Source organism: Herbiconiux dendrobii (assembly GCF_052048175.1).
Taxonomy (GTDB): Bacteria; Actinomycetota; Actinomycetes; order Actinomycetales; family Microbacteriaceae; genus Herbiconiux.
This window is the reverse complement of sequence record NZ_JBLZQV010000001.1, coordinates 921,200-941,058: the sequence shown is the minus strand read 5'-3', so window position 1 is coordinate 941,058 and position 19,859 is coordinate 921,200. Positions and strand designations below refer to the sequence as shown.

Sequence of the window (19,859 nt, the reverse complement as noted above, 5' to 3'; positions counted from 1 at the left end):
GGTGTTCAATGACGAACAGCGCCTCACTCACCGACGCTCCGCGCACCGTGCGCGACGCGGTGGTCAATCCCGTCACCGGCAGACCCGCCACCACGATCCAGGGGGTGCTGCTGCTGATCGGCAGCTGCCTCCCCGTGCTCGGCGCGGTGCTGCTGGCGCCGATCCTCCCCACCCTCACCGGCGTCTTCGCGTCGGTGCCGGGATCCGACGCCCTCGTGCCCCTCGTGCTCACCATCCCGGCGCTGATGATCGCCCTGATCGCGCCCTTCGCGGGTGCCATCGTCGATCGGCTGGGCCGTAAGCGCCTGCTCGTCGTGGCCCTGATCGCCTACGCCCTGCTGGGCACCGCGCCCCTCTACCTCGACAGCCTCGGGGGCATCGTGATCAGCCGCGTCGGCGTCGGCATCACCGAGGCCGCCATCATGACCTGCTGCACCACCCTGCTCGCCGACTACTTCGTCGGAGCGCGGCGGAACAAGTACTTCGGGCTGCAGACGGTCGTCACCTCCCTGGCGGCGACCGCCTTCTTCGTGCTCGGCGGCGCTCTGGGGGCGAACGGATGGCGCACGCCGTTCTGGCTCTACGCCGTGAGCCTCGTGCTGGTGGTCCCGGTCGCGTTCCTGATCTGGCAGCCGCGGGTGCAGAGGGCCGCCTCCGGAGTGAAGGCGAAGCTGCCCCCGATCCCGTGGCGTGCGCTGGCCCTGCCGCTCGCGGTCACGCTGTTCGGCGGCATCCTGTTCTACTCGCTGATCGTCGAGATGCCCTACGTGCTCGCCGGGCAAGGCATCACCGAGGTGGCGGTGATCGGCGCGGTGACGGCCGCGGCCTCGCTGGCGACGGCGATCGGCGCCATCCTGTTCCGCTGGATCGCGCGCTTCGGAGCCCACCGACTGCTGCCGATCGCCCTCGGGCTCGGCGGGATCGGACTGGTGGTGATCTGGTTCGCGCCCTCGACGCCCGTCGCCGTCGTCGGGGCGATCATCACCTCGTTCGGCAACGGCATCCTGCTCCCGACCCTGGTCACCTGGGCGATCTCGGGGCTCGCGTTCGAGCAGCGCGGCCGGGGCACCGGCCTCTGGACCGGCTTCCTCTTCTTCGGCCAGTTCGCCTGCCCGCTCCTCATCCTCGCCCTCCAGGGCGGAGTGGGCACCCTGCCGGCCGCGCTCGGCGCGCTGGGGGTGGCCGCCCTGGTGCTCGCGGTCGTGCTCGCCCTCGTGCTCTCCCGGTCGGCCGCGGTGACGCGCACCCCGGTGGTGGCCGCCCACTGAGCCACCCGCCGCGAACACGCTTCAGCCCCCATCCCGCTCGGCGGTGATGGGGGCTGATTCGTACAGCGGGTGCGCCTCAGCGGGTGCGGGACCGGCTGCGGAGCGAGGCGTGGCCGATCGCGGGGGCGGCGAGCGGATGCCCGACCACGTTCACGATCTCGCCGACGCCCTCGATCACCATCCGCACCTCGTCACCCGCCACGAGCGGCGGCGGCGTGAGACCGCCGGTCCTCCCCCAGAGCTCGGCGAGGCATCCGCCGTTGCCGACGGTGCCGGAGCCCAGCAGATCGCCCGGCACCACCACGGAGTTGCGGGAGGCGTAGGCCACCAGAGCCGCGAAGGGCCAGCCCATGTTCGACACCAGGTCGTGGCCGATCAGGGCGCCGTTCACGAGCACCTCGGCCCGCACCGCGAGGAAACCCTCGTCGTCGACGAAACCCTCCAGCTCGTCGGCGGTCACGATCCACGGGCCCAGGGTCGTGGCGAAGTCCTTGCCCTTGCAGGGGCCGAGCCGCACCTTCATCTCACGGGACTGCAGATCGCGGGCCGACCAGTCGTTCATCACGGTGTAGCCGAAGATGTGCGAACCCGCCTCGTCGACCGTGAGGTTCTCTCCCGGCCGGCCGGGCACGCCCCCGATCACGGCGGCGAGCTCGAGCTCGAAGTCGAGCCGCGCCGTCTCGGGCGGCCGCACGGTCTCGCCACTCGCCCGCACCGTGTGCGGGTTCGTGAAGTAGAAGGTGGGGGCCTCGTACCACTCGGGCACCACCTCGCTGCGGCCGTCGACGGAGGCGCTGACGCCCTCGACGTGCTCCTCGAACGCCACGAAGTCGCGGATGGTGGCGGGCACCAGCGGGGCGAGCAGGGTCACCTCGTGGAGAAGCACCCCCGATACCCGTCCCAGCGCGTGCGCCTGTGCCGTCTCGCGTTCGAGCACTCGGGCGGCGTCGAGGCCGGCGGCCAGGACCTCGGCCACCGTGGAGCCGTCGGCGAAGCCGATCACCTCGTCGCCGACGACGAACCCGTCACCCCGCACATCCCCGTGCCGCCAGCGTGCGATCCTCATGAGCGCACCCCGCCCGGCAGGAGTGCCTCGGCGTTCTCACCGAGCACGGCATCCCGCACCTCGTCGGGCAGCCCGGCCGCCCGCACCGTGGCGACGGGATCCTCGAGCCCCATGTCGAACGGGAAGTCGCTGCCGAGCAGCACCCGTGACGCCCCGGCCACCTCGATCAGCGCGCGGAGCGTGCGCTCGTCGTGCACGACCGTGTCGTACCAGAGCTTCGTGAGGTAGCTCGAGGGCTCGTGCGCGCACTGCCGCGCCTCGGGCCGCACCCGCCAGGCGTGATCGGAACGGCCTATGACGGTGGGCAGGTAGCCGCCGCCGTGCGCCGCCACCAGGCGGAGCCCGGGATGCCGGTCGAGCACCCCCGAAAAGATGAGGTGCGAGAGCGCCACCGCGTTCTCGGCCGGCTGCCCCACCGTGTTGGCCAGGTAGAACCGGTCCAGGCGCTCGTCGAGGCTGCACCCGAAAGGATGCAGGAACACCACCGCGCCGAGCTCGGCGGCCCGGGCCCAGAACGGCTCCAGGCGGTCATCCGAGAGCTCGACGTCGCCCGCGAACGACGAGATCTCCACACCGGCGAGCCCGCGGCCGAGCACCGCGTCGTCGAGCAGTTCCACCAGGCGGGCCGGATGCTGCAGCGGTACCAGGCCGAGGCCGGTGAGCCGACCGGATGCCTGGGCCACGTGCTCGGCGATCAGTCGGTTCGCCTCGGCGGCGGTCCACACCGCGAGTCCCTCGTTCGCCCAGGGGTAGAAGTGGCTCGGCGAGGCGCTCACCCACTGGCGCTGCACGCCCTGGGCGTCCATGGCGGCGAGCCGCGTGCCGAGGTCGGTGAGCTTCGCGAAGCGTTCCCCGATCATCCGGCCTGACGCCTCCAGGCTCGGCAGGCCGTTGCGGCGGCGCTCGAGCGCGGCGGCCTCGGCCGCACCCGCCGGGTCGCGGCTCTCCACGGCCGCGTGCAGCTGAGGAAGCAGCAGGTGCGCGTGCACGTCGGTGATCATGCGGGTTCCGCCATCCGGTGCGCGATGCCGAACAGCAGGCCCGGGGCGTCGGCCTCGCGATCGGCCTCGAGCTGCCATCGCCCGAGTTGCACGGAGGCCTCGACCACCGCGGTCGCCCGCGGGATGCGGCGGGCGTGGAAGGGGGTCCACAGCTCGTCGTCGAGCTCGTCGGCGGCGAGCAGCAGTTCGCTCAGAACGAGGGCGTCTTCCAGCGCCTGCGCTGCGCCCTGCGCGATGGTGGGCGGGCAGCTGTGGGCGGCGTCGCCGATCACGACCACGCGCCCGCGGTTCCAGGGCGCCGGCACCACATGCGCGGTGAACCAGGTGTAGTTCACCCGGGATCCGGCCTCGAGGTCGGCGCGGATCGACTCCCACGGACCGCCGTAGGCCAGCGACTGCTGCCGCATGATCTCGACGGCCTCGGCCTCGGTGACGCCGGCGCGGTCCTGCGCCTTCTCCACCAGGAACGCGTACATCGTGTCGTCGCCCGTGGGCGTGTACCCGGCGATGTAGGAGGGGCCGCCGTAGTAGAGCTCGGTGTGCTCCACCTCGGCGGGCCGCGACACGAAGGTGCGCCAGATGCCCATGCCGGTGGGCTCGGGCCGGGTCGGGATGCCGACCAGCGAGCGCACCAGCGAGTGCACACCGTCGGCGCCGATGAGCAGGTCGAAGGTGCCCGCGGGCGCGTCGGCGATCTCGAGCTCGACGCCCGCGGCCGTCTGAACGAGGTTCGTGACGGGGGCGCCGAAGTGCACGCGCACCCCGAGCTCCTCGGCGCGGCGCAGCAGCACCCGGGCCAGGTCGGGACGGTACATCCCCATCCCCGCGGGGTAGTCGGGCCCGCCGGTCTTCACCTCGGGCAGTTCGGCGACCACCGGGGCGTCGGGGCCGGGCGCCCGGAGCGACAGCCCCTCGAAGGGATGGCCGAGCTCGCGCGCCTCGTTCCACACCCCCAGCCGGTCGAGCACGCGCAGGGCGTTGCCCTGCAGCGTGATGCCGGAGCCGTGTTCGTTCAGCCCGCCCCGCAGCTCGAAGACGTCGACCTCGACGCCTCCTTGCGCGAGCAGGATGGCGGCGGCCATGCCGGAGGCGCCGCTGCCCGCGATCGCCACCGTTCGTACGGCGGTCACTTGGTGTCCTCGGTCATTGTCAGAACCTCTCTGTTCCGGAGTGATGCGGTGATGCGGTGATGCGGTGATGCGGCGGGCCTGCCGGCGTCGTCAGAGCACGGCGACGGGATTGATCGGCGAGCCGACCGCGCCCGTGATGGGCAGCGGCGGGGCCGCGAGCAGGACGTCGTAGCGGGCTCGATCCCGGCACAGCCGGGCGAGCTCGTCGAGGTCCCACATCTCGCCGATGGTGAGGCCGATGTTCGGGATGGCCACCTGGTGCAGGGGCTGGAAGGCCACGTCGAACTCGTTCGGCCGCACCTCGAACCCCCAGGTGTCGGTGGCGATCGCCGCGATGTCGCTGCGGTGCAGCCAGCCGGCCGTCGTGAACGACAGACCGGGGCTGTCGCCTCCGGCGTAGTCGCCCCAGCCCTCGCGGCGCGCCCGGGCGAGCCGGCCGGTGCGCACCAGCACGATGTCGCCCGCGCCCACCCGGCTGCTCGCGCCCTGAGCGATGATGCACCCCTCGAGATCGGCCACGGTGATGGCGTAGCCGTCGGCGAGCTCGCCCGACCCGGGCTCGAGGAACCGGCCGACATCCAGCAGCACGCCGCGCGACACGATGGCCGAGGCCGCGTGCTCGATGCCGGTCACGAGGTCGCCCTCGCTGGTCACCACGTCGCCCGCGGCGCGGCCGTTCCAGGCCCGGCCGTGATCGAAGATGTGGCCGAGCCCGTCCCACTGCGTGGAGCACTGCAGGGGCATCGCCACGATGTCGTCGGCTCCGCCGATGCCGTGCGGGAACCCCTGGTTGCCGCGCTCGGCATCCGTTCCCGTGTCGAGCATGGTGTGCACCGGATTGGTGCGCCGCCGCCAGCCCTTCTGCGGGCCGTTCATGTCGAAGCTCTGCGCCAGCGACACCGAGAGGCCCTCGCGCACGAGCGCGGCGGCCTCGATCCGCTTCGCGCCGTCGATCAGGTTGAGGGTGCCGAGCGCGTCGTCCGCGCCCCAGCGGCCCCAGTTGCGGAAGGCCTCGGCGGCCCGGGCGATCTCCGATGCGGGGTCGGAGCGGTCGAGCTCGGCGGGGTTCTCGGTGGGGTTCTGAGCCGGCCGCGTCATCAGGCCGCCTCCGCCACGCAGCGAACCGTCTGGCGGCCGAGCCCCTCGATCGAGCCGACCATCTCGTCGCCCGCGCGCAGGAGGCGGCCCCAGTGCGCCCCGTTGCCGGCGGGGCTGCCCGTGAGCAGCAGGTCGCCGGGCAACAGCGGCATGGTCTGCGACGCTCCCGACACCAGGGCCGGGATGTCGAAGAGCAGGTCGCTCGTGGAGGCGTCCTGCATCGTGTCGCCGTTCAGGTCGAGCCGGATGCCCAGGGCTGCGGGGTCGACGAACGGCGCGGGCACCAGGAACGGCCCGGTGGGCAGGAAGCCCGGGGCGTTCTTGCCGCGGTACCAGTCGGTGCCGATCTCCTTCATGTCCTTGCGGAACACGAGGTCGCGGGTGGTGATGTCGTTGACGATCGTGTAGCCGGCGACGTGATCCATCGCCTCCTCGCGCGAGACCCGGAAGGCGCGGGCTCCGATCACCACCGCGAGCTCGAGCTCCCAGTCGTGCTTCTCGCTGTACGACGGCAGGGCGAGCGGCTCGTCGGGGCCGACGACGCAGGCCGGAAGGCCGATGAAGAAGTACGGCTCGCCGTTCTCCCGCCGGTCGTCCATCATCCGGCCGGCCCAAGCGCGAGCCTCCTCGGGCGAGCGCGGGTCGTCGGGCGCGAGACCGGAGACCACGAGGTCGATGACGTGTGTGCGGTAGTTCGCACCGGTCTGCAGCACCTGCCGCGGAGCGACGGGTGCCGTCAAGGTCACGTCCGCCAGCTCCGTCCACCGCCGCTCGTCGCCCGCGCGGGCGATCGCCGCGAGGCGATCCCAGTCCGGCGATTCGAGGAACCCGTTCAGACCGCCGGCACCGAGTTCGTCGTCGTTCAGCAGGGTGACCCGGTCGCCGACGACCAGCCCGACGCGCGGCTCGGCCGCATCCGGAACCGTCACCCGCACGAGCGAGAAGGCGGCGTCGGGCAGTTCACCGAAGGCCATCAGCCGCGACCTTGCGTGGCGTAGGGGTTGAGGAGGGCGTCCTTGATCTCGTCGGGCACGCCCTCCTCAGTGGCGCTCGGGCCGTCGGCCGGCGGGAACGACTCGGTCATCGACATCGGCATGGCGCCGTTGCGGTACAGGTTGTTCGAGCCGAGCGAGGGCTTCCAGGTGTTGGGCGTCCAGTCGGGCACGTAGTTGCGGTAGCCGCCGGTGTTCAGCTCGATCCGGAGCGAGGAGGGCTCGCGGTAGTAGAGGAAGTTCTGTTCGCCGATGCCGTGGATCGACGGGCCGTACTCGATCGGCGTGCCGTTCTCCATCAGCACGTCGGCGGCGATCAGCAGCTCTTCACGGGTGTCGACCCAGAAGGCGTAGTGGTTCACGCGGCCGGCGCGACTCGAGCCGTCGAGCACCACGCCGAGGTCGTGCGACTTCTCGTTGGTGGTGAGCACCGAGAACACCGAGATCGGCGCCTCGTCGAGAACGGTGCGGGCCATGATGCGAAAGCCGAGCACGTCGTTGTACCAGGCGGCGAAGGCGTCGACGTCGCTCGTAGCGACGGTCACGTGGTCGAGCTGGCGCGGGGCGCCGGCGACCGTGGAGCGCTTCTCGGGGCGGTCGGGGAAGATCGAGGCGACGTGCCCGGCGGCCTGGTGGCGTTCGACGTCCCAGTGCAGCGTCATGCTGTGGCCCCACGGCCCGGTGAAGCGGTAGGCGCGGCCGATCGAGACGCCGTCGAACCATTCGCCCTCCACCCCGGCGGCCTCGAGTCGCTTCGCGGCCTCCTCCAGCGCCTCGGGGCTCGAGGTGCGCCAGGCCATGGTGGCGAGCGAGGGCTCGTCGCCCGGCACGACGACCACGCTGTAGCGGTAGTAGTCGCCCCAGCAGCGAAGATACACGGCGCCGTCCTGGCGATCGACCACGGTCAGTCCGACCTGGTTCACGTAGAACTCGACCGACGCTTCGACGTCGGGCGAGGTGATCGCCACGTACGAGAGGTGGGAGAGGAGCTTGATCATCGTCGACCCTTTCTGCGGGCCTCCGTCGGCCCTTCCCCCACTATCGACGCCGTGGTGGGTATCAGGGAATGACAGTCTGACTATGGTCGTCATCAGTGTCGTTTATGCAAGAATGGCGGCGAAGACCCCGACCGAAGGATCACACCGCCGTGACCGATGAACGTCTGCTGTCCCGTCTGGACCTCAATCTGCTGGTGTCGCTGGATGCGCTCCTCACCGAGCGGAGCGTCACCCGGGCCGCCGAGCGCCTGCGGCTCAGCCAGCCCGCCCTCAGTGCCTCGCTGGCGCGCCTGCGTTCGCACTTCGACGATCCGCTGCTCGCCCGCCAGGGCAACAACTACGAGCTCACCCCGCTCGCCATCCGGCTCACGGAGCTGACGACCATCGCCCTCGAGGCCTCCCGCCGCGTGTTCGAGAGCCAGACCAGCTGGAGCCCGGCCGGCTCCACCCGGGAGTTCACGGTGTTCGGCTCGGACTACGGATTCGCCACGATCGCGAAGGCGGTCTCCGACCTCGCAGCGAACATCGCTCCGGGGGTGCGCTTCCGCTTCGTGCTGCACAATCCGTTCATCGTCGAGGATGCCGCGAACCGTCTGCGGGCGGCCGACGGCCTGATCATCCCGCACGGGTTCATCGTCGATCTGCCCTATGACGACCTGTGGCACGACCAGTGGGTGGCGGTCGTCGCCGACGACAACGACGCGGTGGGCGAGACGCTGACCATGCAGAACATGGCCGAGCTGCCCTGGGTCACCACCTACCAGTCCCGCTCCGCCTTCACCTCGGCCGTGCGGCAGGTGCAGCAGCTCGGCATCGAGCCGCACACCGAGGCGGTGGTCGAGAGCTTCCTCGCCCTGCCGCACTTCGTGGTCGGCACGCGGCGCATCGGGCTCATCCAGACGGCGCTGGCTCCGCTCGTGGCGGCGCTGCCCGGCGTGCGCACTGTTGGGCTACCGTTCGACGCTACGCCCATCCTGAACGCGCTCTGGTGGCATCCGGTGCACGACCGCGATCCCGAGCACGTGTGGATGCGCGAGATCTTCCGGCAGGCCGCCGCCTCGCTCGAGCAGCCCTGACCGCTCGGCGCGCTCGGCGACTGACGAGAGGCGAGGATCATGACGACAGTTCTGGCATCTCGGCAGCGCCGCCCCGGGCGCGTCAGTCCAGGCCGAGCCGGCGCAGGTAGGCGTTGACGAAGCGGTCCTCGGGGTCGAAGGCGGCCCGGAGGCGACGGAAGTCGCCGGCGCGCGGGTAGCGCGACAGCCAGTCCGAGCGGTCGAAGACCTTGCCCCAGTGGGTGCGGGCCGAGTCGGGCAGCACCGCCTCGATCTCGCGGAGCACGGCGAGAACGGGCGCAGCATCCGGATGCCAGGTGAAGTGGAACGCCACCACGTCGCGCCCCGAGGCGGGACTCAGCCACAGCTCGTCGGCGGCCACGGTGCGCACCTCGGCGATCTGCAACACGGGTGCGATCCGCTCGGCCAGACCCTGCAGGGCGGCGATCGTGCGGGGCGCGTCCTCCCGGGCGACGAGGTACTCGGTCTGGATCTCGTCGCCGGCCGAGGGCGTGAACCCGAGCCGGAAGTGCGGCAGCCGGTCGTACCAGGGCCCGGCGACGCCGAGCTGGGGCGTGCACGGGTCGCCGTCGATGCCGGGGATCGGATGCAGCTGGACGGATGACGCCACCGCGCCGATCTCGGGCAGCTCGCGAGGGTCGCCCCCGACCCGCGACTTCACCCACCACTGGTCGATCAGCTCGGCGCTCCGCCAGGTGGTGAACAGGCTCACGCTGTCGCCCGCGGAGGTCACGCGGTCGAAGTCGGCCAGCACGCGATCCCAGCGGGCACCCTGGTACACCGTCTGCGCCACCTCGTAGGCGGGCTCGACGGCGAGCGTGAGGTGGGTGACGATCCCGAGCGCGCCGAGCGACACCACGGCGCCGTCGAAGTCGGGCTCGCCGCGCCGGAGCGTGCGCTGTTCGCCGCGCCCGTCGATCAGCTCGATCGCCACGACCTGGGTCGCGAGCGATCCGAGCCGGTCGCCCGAGCCGTGGGTGCCCGTGGCGACGGCGCCCGCGACCGAGATGTGCGGGAGCGAGGCCAGGCTCGGCAGGGCGAACCCGCGCTCGGTCAGGGGCTCGGCGATGTCGCCGTAGCGCAGCCAGGCGGGCACGCGGGCGGTGCCGGCCGCCGCGTCGACCACGAGGTCGCGCTCGAGGTCGACGGCCACCTCGGCCAGGGAGACCTGAACCCCCTCGGTGTCGGCCAGGTCGTTGAACGAGTGCCGCGACCCGACCACGCGCACCCGCGCGTTCTCGCTCACGATCTCGGGCAGTGCCTCGAGCGAGGTCGGGCGGGCGAAGCGCTCGGCGCGGTAGGCGACGTTCCCGGCCCAGTTGCGTGTGTACTCTGCGTCTGTCATCGCGACTACTGCGCCGTGAACTTCTCGATCTGCATCACCAGCACGACCCGGTCGGGCGAGTCCGGCGGCGGCGTCTGCTCGGGGTTGCCGTACCGGCGGCCGAGCACCACGTAGAAGGCCCCGGTCGGGTCGGGCTCGACGGCCACCAGCGTGCCCCGCACCTCGATGTACCGGAACGGGTTCTCGGGGTCGATCACCGACAGGCTCATCGAGGGGTTGTGCTGCAGGTTGCGGTACTTCGCCCGCTTGGTCGTGTGCGTGAAGCGGAGGGTGTCCCCGTCGCGCAGGAACCACATCGGGTTCACCTGCACGGTGTCGTCGGGCCGGATCGTGCCCAGGTGCCCGTAGTTGGGCTGCTCGAGCAGGGGCGCGTACTCCGCCGGAATGAGTTCGGTCATCGTCTTCTCCGTCCACCCGCGGCGCACCGCCGCGACCTCCAGACTAGGCCGCCGGGCGCCGTCGGCGACTCAGGCGAACGGCCCCGCATCGGGCCGGGAGTGCTCCAGTTCGCGGCCGATCGCCGAGGCCACCGCGAGCAGCGAGGGCACGAAGACCTCGCGCATCCGTTCCAGGCTCGACGATCCGGTGGCCGAGACGTTGACGGCGGCGACCACGCGACCCGCCCGGACGACCGGAACGGCCACCGAGCGCAGCCCGTTCTCCAGTTCCTGGTCGACGATCGACCAGCCCTGCTCGCGCACCCGGGCGATCTCGGCCTCGAGTGCAGGGGCCGAGGTGAGGGTGCTGGCCGTGAAGGCGACGGGCTCCGGATGCGCGAGCCGGGCGGCGCGCTCGTCGGCCGGCAGCGCGGCGAGCATCACCCGCCCCATCGAGGTGGCGTAGGCGGGGAAGCGGGTGCCGATGGTGATGCCGACGGTCATGATGCGCCGCGTGGGCACGCGCGCGACGTAGACGATGTCGGGGCCGTCGAGCACCGACGCCGACGTGGACTCGCCGAGCTCCCGGGAGAGCCGCTCGAGGTGCGGCTGCGCGATCTCGGGCAGCCCGAGGCCGCCGAGGAAGCTGTAGCCGAGCTCGAGCACCCGGGGGGTGAGGGCGAACAGCCGGCCGTCGGAGCGCACGTAGCCGAGTTCGACGAGCGTGAGCAGGAACCGGCGGGCCGTCGCCCGACTCAGCCCGGTCACGGCGGCCACCTGGCTCAGCGTCATCTCGGGCCGCTCGGCGTCGAACGCCGTGATCACCGCCAGACCGCGTGCGAGCGACTGCACGAAGCCGCCGCCCGGCTCGCCCGCATCCTCTCGCATCGTCTCAGGCTAGTCGCATCGTTCCGGGCTAGCGCTCGAGCACCACCGCGAGGCCCTGCCCCACCCCGATGCAGATCGCCGCCACCGCCACACCGCCGCCGCGGCGCACCAGTTCGTGTGCTGCATGCCCGATAATCCGCCCGCCCGAGGCGCCGAGCGGATGGCCGATCGCGATGGCGCCGCCGTGGATGTTCACGATGGCGGGATCCAGCTCCGGCCAGAGCCGGAGACACGCCAGGGACTGCGCCGCGAAAGCCTCGTTGAGTTCCACCACGTCGACGTCGGCCCAGGTCTTGCCGGCGTTCGCGAGCGCCCGGTTCACGGCCTCGACGGGGCCGATGCCGAACACGTCGGGGTCGACCGCGGCGGCGGCCCGGCCGATGATCCTGGCCAGCGGTTCGGCGTCGATCGGAGCGGACTCCGAGCCGATGACGAGCATCGAGGCGCCGTCGTTCAGCGGCGAGGCGTTGCCGGCCGTGATGCTGCCGTCGGGGCGGAAGGCCGGCGTGAGCGCGGCCAGCGACGCGGCGGTGGCGTCGGGCCGGATGCCCTCGTCGCGCGTCAGCGTCACACCGGGAACCGGCACGATCTCCGGGTCGTAGAGGCCGGCGTCCCACGCGGCGGCCGCCTTCACGTGGCTGGCGGCGGCGTAGGCGTCCTGCTCCTCGCGGGTGATGCCGAAGCGCTCCGCGAGGCGCTCGTTCGACTCGCCGAGCGAGATCGTCCACTCCTCGGGCATGCGCCGGTTGACCAGCCGCCAGCCGAGGGTCGTCGAGTGCAGGCGCTCGTCGCCCGCCGGGTAGGCGCGCTCGGGCTTGGCGAGCACCCAGGGCGCCCGGCTCATCGACTCCACGCCGCCCGCGAGCACGAGCTGCACATCGCCGGTCTCGACCGCCCGGCTGGCATCCATCACGGCCTGCACGCTCGATCCGCAGAGCCGGTTGACGGTGACGCCGGGCACCGAGGTCGGCAGTCCCGCGAGCAGCACGGCCATCCGGGCGACGTCGCGGTTGTCTTCGCCGGCCTGGTTGGCGGCGCCCGCCACCACGTCGTCGACGGCCGCCGGGTCGAGATCGGGGTGGCGCTCCAGCACCCCGCGGAGGGCGGTCGCCAGCAGGTCGTCGGGTCGCACCCCGGCGAGCGCCTTGCCGAACCGGCCGAAGGGCGTGCGCACGGCGTCGTAGACGAAGCTGGCGGTCATGCGGGGCTCCCGTCTGTGGAGGCACCGGATGCGGCGTGGCCGGATGCGGCGTGGTGGGACGCGGCGTCGCCGGACGCGGCCGAGGCGCGCGCGACGCCGTCCTCGAGCGCGAGCCCGGTGATCGCGCGCAGCTCGTCCACCGTCGTGCCGCCGAACGTCTCCGACACGACGAGGCCACCCTCGGTGACCTCGAACACCGCACGGTCGGTGTACACCCGGCTCACGCAGCGCCGCCCGGTGAGCGGATAGCTGCACTCCGTCACGAGTTTCGACACCCCGTCGCGGGTGAGCAGATCCGTCATCACGAACACCTGCTTCGCGCCGAGGGCGAGATCCATGGCGCCGCCGACGGCCGGGATGGCGTCGGGCCCGCCGGTGTGCCAGTTGGCCAGGTCGCCGTGCTCGGAGACCTGGAAGGCGCCGAGCACGCAGATGTCGAGGTGCCCGCCGCGCATCATGGCGAAGGAGTCGGCGTGGTGGAAGTAGGCGGCTCCGGTGAGCTCGGTGACGGGCTGCTTGCCGGCGTTGATGAGGTCGGGATCGATGCGGCCGGGCGCGGGCGCCGGGCCCATGCCGAGCAGCCCGTTCTCGGTGTGCAGGATGATCTCGAGCCCCTCGGGGAGGTAGTCGGCGATGAGGGTGGGGGCGCCGATGCCGAGGTTCACGACGGCACCCTCCGGGATGTCCTGGGCGATGCGTGCGGCGAGAGCACGCCGGTCGATGCCGGTGCTCATGAGGCCGCCTCCGCTCCGACGAACCGGCCGTCGCTCAGCCAGGCCCGTTCCCCCAGCGCCACCACGCGATCCACGAACAGGCCGGGGGTGACGACCGTCTCGGGGTCGAGCGCGCCGAGCTCCACGACCTCGTCGACCTGCACCACCGTGGTGCGAGCGGCCGTGGCCATGATCGGCCCGAAGTTACGGGCGGTCTTGCGGTAGACCAGGTTGCCCCACCGGTCGGCCTTGAACGCCGAGACGAGGGCGTAGTCGGCGCGGATCGGGTACTCGAGGATGTAGTCGCGGCCGTCGATGGTGCGCTCCTCCTTGCCCTCGGCCACGAGGGTGCCCACGCCGGTGGGCGTGAAGAAGGCGCCGATGCCCGCACCGGCCGCCCGGATGCGCTCGGCCAGGTTGCCCTGGGGCACGAGCTCGAGCTCCAGCTCGCCGGCCCGGTAGAGGCCGTCGAACACCCAGGAGTCGCTCTGGCGCGGGAACGAGCAGATCACCTTCGCCACCCGCCCCGCCTTCAGCAGGGCCGCGAGCCCGGTGTCGCCGTTGCCGGCGTTGTTGCTCACGATGGTGAGGCCGGTGGCGCCCTGCTCGAGCAGGGCGTCGATGAGGGCGACCGGATGCCCGGCGAGCCCGAAGCCCCCGATCATCACCGTCGAGCCGTCTTCGATGCCCGCCACCGCCTCGGCGGTGTCGTCGACCACTTTCGAGATCATCTGCGCTCCGTTCGCATCGTGAACACTTGTGCGTCTAGTGAACCAGTGTGCCACGAAAGAGGGCAACAAAAAAGGCCCCTCGAGAGGGGCCTTACAGTGCTGGGGTACCTGGACTCGAACCAAGAACAACTGAACCAGAATCAGCCGTGTTGCCAATTACACCATACCCCACCGTCCCCGACCGAAGCCGGAGCCGACCCTCCACGGTAGCGCATGCCGACCGGTGATCCAAAAGCGCGGGCGCCCAGCGAGCGGGCCGGCCCGGCCGGGCTCACAGCCGCCTGAACCAGCCCGGATACTCGAGCACGAAGCCCTCCTCGTCCACCCGCAGATCGCGCACGAAGTCGGAGTCGCGCGACTCGTAGCGGTACACCGTCGACTCCACCCGGGTGTAGCGCTGCGGATCGGCGCTCACCCGCATCAGCGCCACGTCCACGTACGCCGTCACGATGTCGGCGCTCTCCCCCACCGCCAGCTGCAACCGGCGCACGGGGAGGGTGTTGCTGAACGGGGTGACCGAGATGTCGACGTCGATCGCGTCGGCGAGGCCGGGCAGCATCCGGGCGTCGTCGCTCACCCATCGGCCGTCTCCGGTCGAGCGCATCGCGAGGGAGCGGCCGCGCAGCGTCTCGGCGACCGAGACGTAGCGGCTGCGCCATCCGTCGTCGCACTCGACCCGGTAGTACACGTCGTAGGGCTCCGGATCGGCGAGCACCACATGGCCCACGGCCACGCATCCGCCGGGCGAGAACGCCACCGTGAGGTCTTCGCGGCCGCCGCCGCCCGCCTCCGACTCGCGCGTCCACGCCAGCGAGAGCGACCGCTCGGGATGCTGCGCCTCGGTCATCGCGTCACCTCCGGTCGACCGGATCCGTGACCGACAATCTACTCCTGGGCGGCCTCTTTGCGGGAGGCCCGGCGCTGGCGGAGGTAGGCGACGACGGCCGAGCCGACCGTGATCACGACGATGCCGATCAGCACCCACTCCATGTACTGCTCCACGACCGCGGCCACCTCGGGGATGTTGCCGAGCACGAAGCCGAGGCCGACGATCGCCGCCGCCCAGATGGCCGCGCCGAGCGCGTTGAAGCCGAGGAAGTGCAGGTAGTGCATCTTGCCGACGCCCGCCGCCACCGGGGCGAAGGTGCGCACCACGCCCACGAAGCGCGCGATCGTCACGGCCCAGCCGCCGAAGCGGTCGAAGAACGACTGCGTGCGTTCCACGTTCTTGCGGCTGAAGAAGCCGGAATCGCGCTTCTCGAAGATGCCCGGACCGGCCTTCAGGCCGATCAGGTAGCCCAGCTGATCGCCGAGCACCGCGGCTACGAAGACCGCCAGGACGACCACCGGCAGCGGCAGCGGGATCGCCCCCGTGAACGTCAGCAGCCCGGTGAAGAACAGCAGCGTGTCACCCGGCAGGAAGAAGCCGATCAGCAGCCCCGTCTCGGCGAACACGATCGCGCAGACGATCAGCAGCCCCCACACGCCCGCACCCTCGACCACGCCCTGCACGCCGAACAGATCCTGAACCATCACCTGCTGAGCCTAAGCGCTCGGCGTCGACTCGCCGCGCGCCGATCCGGGCGGCTCAGCCGATGAGGGCGCGGTTCACCGCGGCGGCGACGCGCGCGCCGGCGCCGGCGGCCACGATCAGCTGCTGCGGGCCGGGGGGCGTGAGGTCGCCCACCGCGTAGAGCCCGGGTACGGATGTCGCCCCGCGCCCGTCCACCACGATGTGCCCCTCGTCGTCCTGCTCGAAGCCGAGCGTCTCGGCGAAGGCGAGCGGCACCGACCAGAGCGGGCGCACGAAGCCGCCCGTGCGGGGAACGACCGTGCCGTCCTCCAGCTGCACCCCGGTGAGGCCCGACCGGTCGCCTACGACATCGGCGAGGGGACGACGCTCGATCGCGATGCCGCGGGCGACGAGGTCGGCCTCCTCCGTGGCCGTGACGGCGTCGGGCGACCCGCCCGTGAACACGATCAGGTCGTCGGTCACCTGCGAGATCAGCAGGGCGCGCTCGGCCAGGTCCGGCGTCGAGCCGATCAGCGCCAGCGCCTCGCCGCTCTTCTCGAAGGCGTCGCACTCGATGCAGCTGTGCAGGCTCGTGCCGTAATAGGCCCGGATGCTCGGCAGCGCCGGCAGCGTCTCGCTGAGCCCGCTCGCCAGCACCACGACGGGCGCCTCGATCGTCCGATCGGCCGACCCGCGCACCCCGCGCGACGTGATCGTGAACCCGCCGCCGGCGGAAGCCGTCACCGAGCCGACGAGCCCCTGGTGGAACTCGGCATCCGGGTACCCGGCGAACTCCTCGCGGCCGAGCGCGCGCAGCTCCAGCGGCGAGACGCCGTCGCGCGTCAGGAAGCCGTGCGACACGAGCGTGGCCGAGTGCCGCGGGCGGTTGCTGTCCAGGATGAGCACCCGACGGCGTGCCCGCACGAGGTTGAGGCCCGTCGACAGGCCGGCGGGCCCGCCGCCGATGATGACGACGTCGTAGCGATCGGCGCCGGATGCCACCTCCGCAGCCGCGCCCGGCGCAGTACCGGTCGCAGCCGCATGTGCGGACGCTGCCGCATCCACCCCGCTCATCGCGACTTCACCAGCGCGTCGAGGCGCGCGACCGTCTCGGCCTTGCCCAGGATCTCCATCGACTCGAACAGCGGCGGCGAGATGCGGCGCCCGGAGAGCGCCACCCGCAGCGGCCCGTAGGCGATGCGCGGCTTGAGCCCGAGCCCCTCGATCAGCGCCGCGGCGAGCGCGTTCTGGATGCTCTCGGCGGTCCATTCCGATTCGGGAATGTTCTCGACCGCCCCGATGGCGGCGACCAGTACGAGACCGCTGTTCTCGGGCAGCCCGGCCAGCGCGTCCTCGGCGTAGGTGAGCTCGTCGGCGGAGACGAAGAACGAGCCCATCAGCTCGGGAGCTTCGCCCAGCAGAGCCATGCGCGTCTGCACGAGCGGCGCGACCTCGGCGAGCACCGCGGCGTCGGCATCCGAGACGGGCAGGGACACGACGCCGGCAGCGGCGAGGTACGGCACCAGGCGCCCGGCGAAGTCCTCCTCCGACAGCAGGCGGATGTGGTCTCCGTTGATCGACTCGGCCTTCTTGAGGTCGAAGCGGGCGGGGTTCGGCAGCACGTCCTCCACGTCGAAGGCGGCCACCATCTCCTCGATCGAGAACACGTCGCGATCCGGAGCCAGCGACCATCCGAGCAGCGCCAGGTAGTTCACCAGGCCCTCGGGGATGAAGCCGCGGTCGCGGTGGTGGAACAGGTTCGACTCCGGGTCGCGCTTGGAGAGCTTCTTGTTGCCCTCCCCCATCACGTAGGGCAGGTGCCCGAAGCGGGGCACGAACGAGGTCACCCCGATGTCGATCAGCGCGTGGTACAGCGCGATCTGGCGGGGCGTCGAGGAGAGCAGGTCTTCGCCGCGCAGCACGTGCGTGATTCCCATCAGGGCGTCGTCGACCGGGTTCACGAGCGTGTAGAGCGGATGCCCGTTCGGGCGTACGATCACGAAGTCGGTGAAGGAGCCCGCCGGGAAGGTGATCTCGCCGCGCACCAGGTCGTCGAACGACAGGTCGGCATCCGGAACCCGCAGGCGGAGCGCGGGCTCGCGGCCCTCGGCGCGGAACGCCGCCTTCTGCTCCTCGGTGAGGTCGCGGTCGTAGTTGTCGTAGCCGTGCTGCTTCGAGCGGCCGGCCGCCTCGTTGCGGGCGTCGATCTCCTCGGCGTTCGAGAAGCTCTCGTACACGTGGCCCGACTCGATCAGGCGGGCGATCACGTCACGGTAGATGTCGTAACGCTCCGACTGGCGGTAGGGGCCGTGCGGGCCGCCCACGTTCACACCCTCGTCCCAGGTGAGGCCGAGCCAGCTCAGCGCCTCGATGATGAGCTCGTAGCTCTCTTCGGAGTCGCGGTTCGCATCCGTGTCCTCGATCCGGAACACCAGCGTGCCGCCGGTGTGCCGGGCGTAGGCCCAGTTGAACAGCGCGGTGCGCACGAGACCGACGTGCGGGGTGCCGGTGGGGCTCGGGCAGAACCGCACGCGCACCTCGGATCCGGTGGCGTCGGAGAAGGGGTGGGCGGGGGCTGCGGGATGCGGTGACGGTGCGCTCATGACCCGTCGATTCTACGGGGCGCGGGGCCCGGGGAACCCGATCCGCAGCTCTCATCATTTCCTGGTTGCTGGTCTGTCGACTTATATTCGACGAGGGGACGCGGCTTGGAGATCGCGCCCTTGACGGGAGTGCGCGTACTGGTGCGACCAGCTCGGCTGTGGAGTGACGCGGTTCGGAGCGCCCTCGACGAGGGGCGATCCGCCGACGCGGCTGCGCTCGTCACCGACTCCTGGCGGCGGTACGTGATCAGTGATCCGGCCCTCGTCCGCGTCACCATCCGCGCTCTGCCGACCGGGGTCTGGCAGGCCGATCCGTGGCTGCTCACCGGTCTCGCCTGCACCTATTACAGCGCCGCGGAGTCGGTCGAGCGCGCCACGTCGACCCTGTACTTCGCGGAGGCCAAGCGTCAGCTCGCCGTGCACGACGCCGAGCGCGAGGCCGCACATCCGGCCGCAGCGGGAAGCGCCGGGTCGGATGCGCATCCGCACGACATGATGGCACGCCTGGTCTTCGCGGTGGATCAGCGGCACCGCGGCCGGTTCGAGCGCGCGCACGAGCTGCTGGAGAGGCTCCGCGAGGATCTGGAGCGGGACCGCTCCGCACAGTTCGACTGGCGGATCGGGATGGAGGTGCGCCTGCGCCTGGAACGATCGATCCTCGACTGGCATCGCGCCGCGTTCGACCACCACGAGTCCTCGATCGGGCCGGCACTCGCCATGGCCCGTGAGCAGCTGCTGCCCGACGAGCGCGTGCGGGCGTACGGTACGGCCGCGCTCTACGCCCTGCTGAACGAGAACTACCCCCAGGTGCAGGAGTGGGTCGATCGCGCCTTCGCCGCCGCGGATGCCGCCGAGCACCCCGACGACCCGAGCGAGATCCCCCTGCGGCACTCGGCGGCCGCCGCCCCGGCGGTGTTCGCGCTCGCCCTGATGGAGCTCGACCGCGGCAACTTCGACCGCGCCGCCGAATTGGCGCCGGATCTCGACGGGGCGGTGCGCGGAACGGAGTGGCGCAGCTACTCGGCCCTCGTGACATCGATGACGCTTCTGGTTCGAGGTCGGCCCTCCGAGGCTCTCGAACCGCTCCGCCTCGCTCGTCAGCTCGCGCACCGCTGGACCGGCGCCCATCTGCTGGACTCCCTCACCTACGTCATCCGGGTCGGAATCGAGGCCGCGCTCGGCCGCAACCACCCCGCCGAGAAGCCGCCCGGCGCCCAGCTCGACGACGCACGGCACCTCTTCTGCAGCGGTCGCTACAGCGGCTGGCTGTTCATCGGCCAGGGCCGGCACGAGGAGGCCATCGGCGCCGTGGCCGAGTGCCTGCGGCTCGGCGAGATGCACTCGCGCGGCTCGCTGATCGAAGCCCTGCTGGTCGACTCCACCGCCCGCGCCGCGCTCGGCGACGAGTCCCGCAGCGCTTCCAGCTTCGACTACGCGATGCTGCTGTGCGCCGACAGCGGGTTCCGCCGCGCCCTCTATCACCTGCCACCGGTGCTGCTCGGGCGGATGGTGACGGCGGCGATCGCCCGTCCGCAGCCTCCGCGGGTCAGCGAGCTGCTGCTCGAGCTGTCCGACTCCCTGAGCCGTGACGACGGCCCGCTGGCCCGACTGAGCGAGCGGGAGCAGGAGATCCTGATCGGTCTCGGCGCCGGACGGTCGCTCCGCGAGTTGTCGCAGCAGTTCTTCATCTCGCACAACACGATCAAGACGCACGTGCGGCACATCTACCGCAAGCTCGGCGTCGGCTCGCGCAGCGAGGCGCTCGTGGCCGCACGGCTGTCGGGCGACATCCCGCCCGCCTCGGCCCGCTCGAAGCGCTGACCACGCCCGGGCGGATGCTCGCACGCGGGTGCTGTTCG

At 71.5% G+C, this 19,859-nt stretch carries 19 protein-coding genes and 1 tRNA gene; 3 read left to right on the top strand and 17 right to left on the bottom strand.

The window, feature by feature from the left end; genetic code table 11:
* Positions 1-8: 8 nt before the first annotated feature.
* On the top strand, positions 9-1,268 hold the full coding sequence (locus ACN4JJ_RS04345) for an MFS transporter (protein ID WP_440708674.1): 1,260 nt from the start codon (positions 9-11) through the stop codon (positions 1,266-1,268).
* Between the two features lie 76 nt (positions 1,269-1,344).
* On the opposite strand, the gene ACN4JJ_RS04340 is transcribed toward ACN4JJ_RS04345, so the two are convergent.
* The 6 genes from ACN4JJ_RS04340 to ACN4JJ_RS04315 form a co-directional block, all read right to left on the bottom strand.
* Entirely contained in the window at positions 1,345-2,334 is a 990-nt protein-coding gene (locus ACN4JJ_RS04340; RefSeq protein ID WP_440708673.1) for a fumarylacetoacetate hydrolase family protein, read from the bottom strand.
* Positions 2,331-3,335, bottom strand: a complete 1,005-nt coding sequence (locus tag ACN4JJ_RS04335) for an amidohydrolase family protein (protein WP_440708672.1) — start codon at positions 3,333-3,335, stop codon at positions 2,331-2,333. Before ACN4JJ_RS04335 ends, ACN4JJ_RS04340 begins: the two co-directional genes overlap by 4 nt.
* Positions 3,332-4,465 carry an FAD-dependent monooxygenase gene (locus tag ACN4JJ_RS04330; RefSeq protein WP_440708671.1) on the bottom strand — a complete coding sequence of 378 codons (1,134 nt, stop codon included), beginning with the start codon at positions 4,463-4,465 and terminating at the stop codon, positions 3,332-3,334. Before ACN4JJ_RS04330 ends, ACN4JJ_RS04335 begins: the two co-directional genes overlap by 4 nt.
* A 90-nt stretch (positions 4,466-4,555) precedes the next feature.
* Positions 4,556-5,563, bottom strand: a complete 1,008-nt coding sequence (locus tag ACN4JJ_RS04325; RefSeq protein ID WP_440708670.1) for a cyclase family protein — start codon at positions 5,561-5,563, stop codon at positions 4,556-4,558.
* On the bottom strand, positions 5,563-6,537 hold the full coding sequence (locus ACN4JJ_RS04320; protein ID WP_440708669.1) for a fumarylacetoacetate hydrolase family protein: 975 nt from the start codon (positions 6,535-6,537) through the stop codon (positions 5,563-5,565). Before ACN4JJ_RS04320 ends, ACN4JJ_RS04325 begins: the two co-directional genes overlap by 1 nt.
* A complete protein-coding gene (locus tag ACN4JJ_RS04315; RefSeq protein WP_440708668.1) occupies positions 6,537-7,553 on the bottom strand; it encodes a VOC family protein in 1,017 nt (338 codons plus the stop codon). Before ACN4JJ_RS04315 ends, ACN4JJ_RS04320 begins: the two co-directional genes overlap by 1 nt.
* 149 nt (positions 7,554-7,702) lie before the next feature.
* On the opposite strand from ACN4JJ_RS04315, the gene ACN4JJ_RS04310 reads away from it, so the two are divergent.
* Entirely contained in the window at positions 7,703-8,629 is a 927-nt protein-coding gene (locus ACN4JJ_RS04310) for a LysR family transcriptional regulator (protein ID WP_440708667.1), read from the top strand.
* Positions 8,630-8,711: 82 nt separating this feature from the next.
* On the opposite strand, the gene ACN4JJ_RS04305 is transcribed toward ACN4JJ_RS04310, so the two are convergent.
* The 11 genes from ACN4JJ_RS04305 to gltX all read right to left on the bottom strand — a co-directional run bounded on the left by ACN4JJ_RS04305 (position 8,712) and on the right by gltX (position 18,000).
* Positions 8,712-9,974 carry an FAD-binding protein gene (locus ACN4JJ_RS04305; RefSeq protein ID WP_440708666.1) on the bottom strand — a complete coding sequence of 421 codons (1,263 nt, stop codon included), beginning with the start codon at positions 9,972-9,974 and terminating at the stop codon, positions 8,712-8,714.
* Positions 9,975-9,979: 5 nt separating this feature from the next.
* Positions 9,980-10,372, bottom strand: coding sequence for a PPOX class F420-dependent oxidoreductase (locus tag ACN4JJ_RS04300; RefSeq protein WP_440708665.1), 393 nt, complete (start codon positions 10,370-10,372; stop codon positions 9,980-9,982).
* A gap of 69 nt (positions 10,373-10,441) precedes the next feature.
* A complete protein-coding gene (locus ACN4JJ_RS04295) occupies positions 10,442-11,239 on the bottom strand; it encodes an IclR family transcriptional regulator domain-containing protein (protein ID WP_440708664.1) in 798 nt (265 codons plus the stop codon).
* 28 nt (positions 11,240-11,267) lie between these two features.
* Positions 11,268-12,440: a thiolase family protein gene (locus ACN4JJ_RS04290; RefSeq protein ID WP_440708663.1), complete on the bottom strand. Its 1,173-nt coding sequence runs from the start codon at positions 12,438-12,440 to the stop codon at positions 11,268-11,270.
* Positions 12,437-13,174, bottom strand: coding sequence for a 3-oxoacid CoA-transferase subunit B (locus tag ACN4JJ_RS04285; protein ID WP_440708662.1), 738 nt, complete (start codon positions 13,172-13,174; stop codon positions 12,437-12,439). The genes ACN4JJ_RS04290 and ACN4JJ_RS04285 overlap by 4 nt, the downstream gene beginning before the upstream one ends.
* A complete protein-coding gene (locus ACN4JJ_RS04280) occupies positions 13,171-13,884 on the bottom strand; it encodes a 3-oxoacid CoA-transferase subunit A (protein ID WP_440708661.1) in 714 nt (237 codons plus the stop codon). Before ACN4JJ_RS04280 ends, ACN4JJ_RS04285 begins: the two co-directional genes overlap by 4 nt.
* Before the next feature lie 99 nt (positions 13,885-13,983).
* Positions 13,984-14,055 (bottom strand) — tRNA-Gln (locus tag ACN4JJ_RS04275).
* A 100-nt stretch (positions 14,056-14,155) separates the two neighbouring features.
* Positions 14,156-14,731: a putative glycolipid-binding domain-containing protein gene (locus tag ACN4JJ_RS04270; RefSeq protein WP_440708660.1), complete on the bottom strand. Its 576-nt coding sequence runs from the start codon at positions 14,729-14,731 to the stop codon at positions 14,156-14,158.
* Between the two features lie 38 nt (positions 14,732-14,769).
* Positions 14,770-15,417 carry a DedA family protein gene (locus ACN4JJ_RS04265; RefSeq protein WP_440708787.1) on the bottom strand — a complete coding sequence of 216 codons (648 nt, stop codon included), beginning with the start codon at positions 15,415-15,417 and terminating at the stop codon, positions 14,770-14,772.
* Positions 15,418-15,472: 55 nt separating this feature from the next.
* A complete protein-coding gene (locus ACN4JJ_RS04260; RefSeq protein WP_440708659.1) occupies positions 15,473-16,471 on the bottom strand; it encodes an NAD(P)/FAD-dependent oxidoreductase in 999 nt (332 codons plus the stop codon).
* Positions 16,468-18,000 (bottom strand): glutamate--tRNA ligase, encoded by a 1,533-nt coding sequence (gene gltX / locus ACN4JJ_RS04255; protein WP_440708658.1) that lies wholly within the window; start codon positions 17,998-18,000, stop codon positions 16,468-16,470. The genes ACN4JJ_RS04260 and gltX overlap by 4 nt, the downstream gene beginning before the upstream one ends.
* Before the next feature lie 105 nt (positions 18,001-18,105).
* Here gltX and ACN4JJ_RS04250 point away from each other — a divergent pair, with 105 nt between their 5' ends.
* Positions 18,106-19,821, top strand: coding sequence for a helix-turn-helix transcriptional regulator (locus ACN4JJ_RS04250; RefSeq protein WP_440708657.1), 1,716 nt, complete (start codon positions 18,106-18,108; stop codon positions 19,819-19,821).
* Positions 19,822-19,859: the final 38 nt, after the last annotated feature.

Excerpts from the sequence above, each read along its gene's own strand:
- ACN4JJ_RS04340 (WP_440708673.1), bottom strand. The coding sequence starts at position 2,334 with ATGAGGATCGCACGCTGGCGGCACGGGGATGTGCGGGGTGACGGGTTC.
- ACN4JJ_RS04280 (WP_440708661.1), bottom strand. The coding sequence starts at position 13,884 with ATGATCTCGAAAGTGGTCGACGACACCGCCGAGGCGGTGGCGGGCATC.
- ACN4JJ_RS04315 (WP_440708668.1), bottom strand. The coding sequence starts at position 7,553 with ATGATCAAGCTCCTCTCCCACCTCTCGTACGTGGCGATCACCTCGCCC.
- ACN4JJ_RS04285 (WP_440708662.1), bottom strand. The coding sequence starts at position 13,174 with ATGAGCACCGGCATCGACCGGCGTGCTCTCGCCGCACGCATCGCCCAG.
- ACN4JJ_RS04265 (WP_440708787.1), bottom strand. The coding sequence starts at position 15,417 with ATGGTTCAGGATCTGTTCGGCGTGCAGGGCGTGGTCGAGGGTGCGGGC.
- ACN4JJ_RS04320 (WP_440708669.1), bottom strand. The coding sequence starts at position 6,537 with ATGGCCTTCGGTGAACTGCCCGACGCCGCCTTCTCGCTCGTGCGGGTG.
- ACN4JJ_RS04335 (WP_440708672.1), bottom strand. The coding sequence starts at position 3,335 with ATGATCACCGACGTGCACGCGCACCTGCTGCTTCCTCAGCTGCACGCG.
- gltX (WP_440708658.1), bottom strand. The coding sequence starts at position 18,000 with ATGAGCGCACCGTCACCGCATCCCGCAGCCCCCGCCCACCCCTTCTCC.
- ACN4JJ_RS04300 (WP_440708665.1), bottom strand. The coding sequence starts at position 10,372 with ATGACCGAACTCATTCCGGCGGAGTACGCGCCCCTGCTCGAGCAGCCC.
- ACN4JJ_RS04260 (WP_440708659.1), bottom strand. The coding sequence starts at position 16,471 with ATGAGCGGGGTGGATGCGGCAGCGTCCGCACATGCGGCTGCGACCGGT.
- ACN4JJ_RS04295 (WP_440708664.1), bottom strand. The coding sequence starts at position 11,239 with ATGCGAGAGGATGCGGGCGAGCCGGGCGGCGGCTTCGTGCAGTCGCTC.
- ACN4JJ_RS04345 (WP_440708674.1), top strand. The coding sequence starts at position 9 with ATGACGAACAGCGCCTCACTCACCGACGCTCCGCGCACCGTGCGCGAC.
- ACN4JJ_RS04305 (WP_440708666.1), bottom strand. The coding sequence starts at position 9,974 with ATGACAGACGCAGAGTACACACGCAACTGGGCCGGGAACGTCGCCTAC.
- ACN4JJ_RS04325 (WP_440708670.1), bottom strand. The coding sequence starts at position 5,563 with ATGACGCGGCCGGCTCAGAACCCCACCGAGAACCCCGCCGAGCTCGAC.
- ACN4JJ_RS04290 (WP_440708663.1), bottom strand. The coding sequence starts at position 12,440 with ATGACCGCCAGCTTCGTCTACGACGCCGTGCGCACGCCCTTCGGCCGG.
- ACN4JJ_RS04270 (WP_440708660.1), bottom strand. The coding sequence starts at position 14,731 with ATGACCGAGGCGCAGCATCCCGAGCGGTCGCTCTCGCTGGCGTGGACG.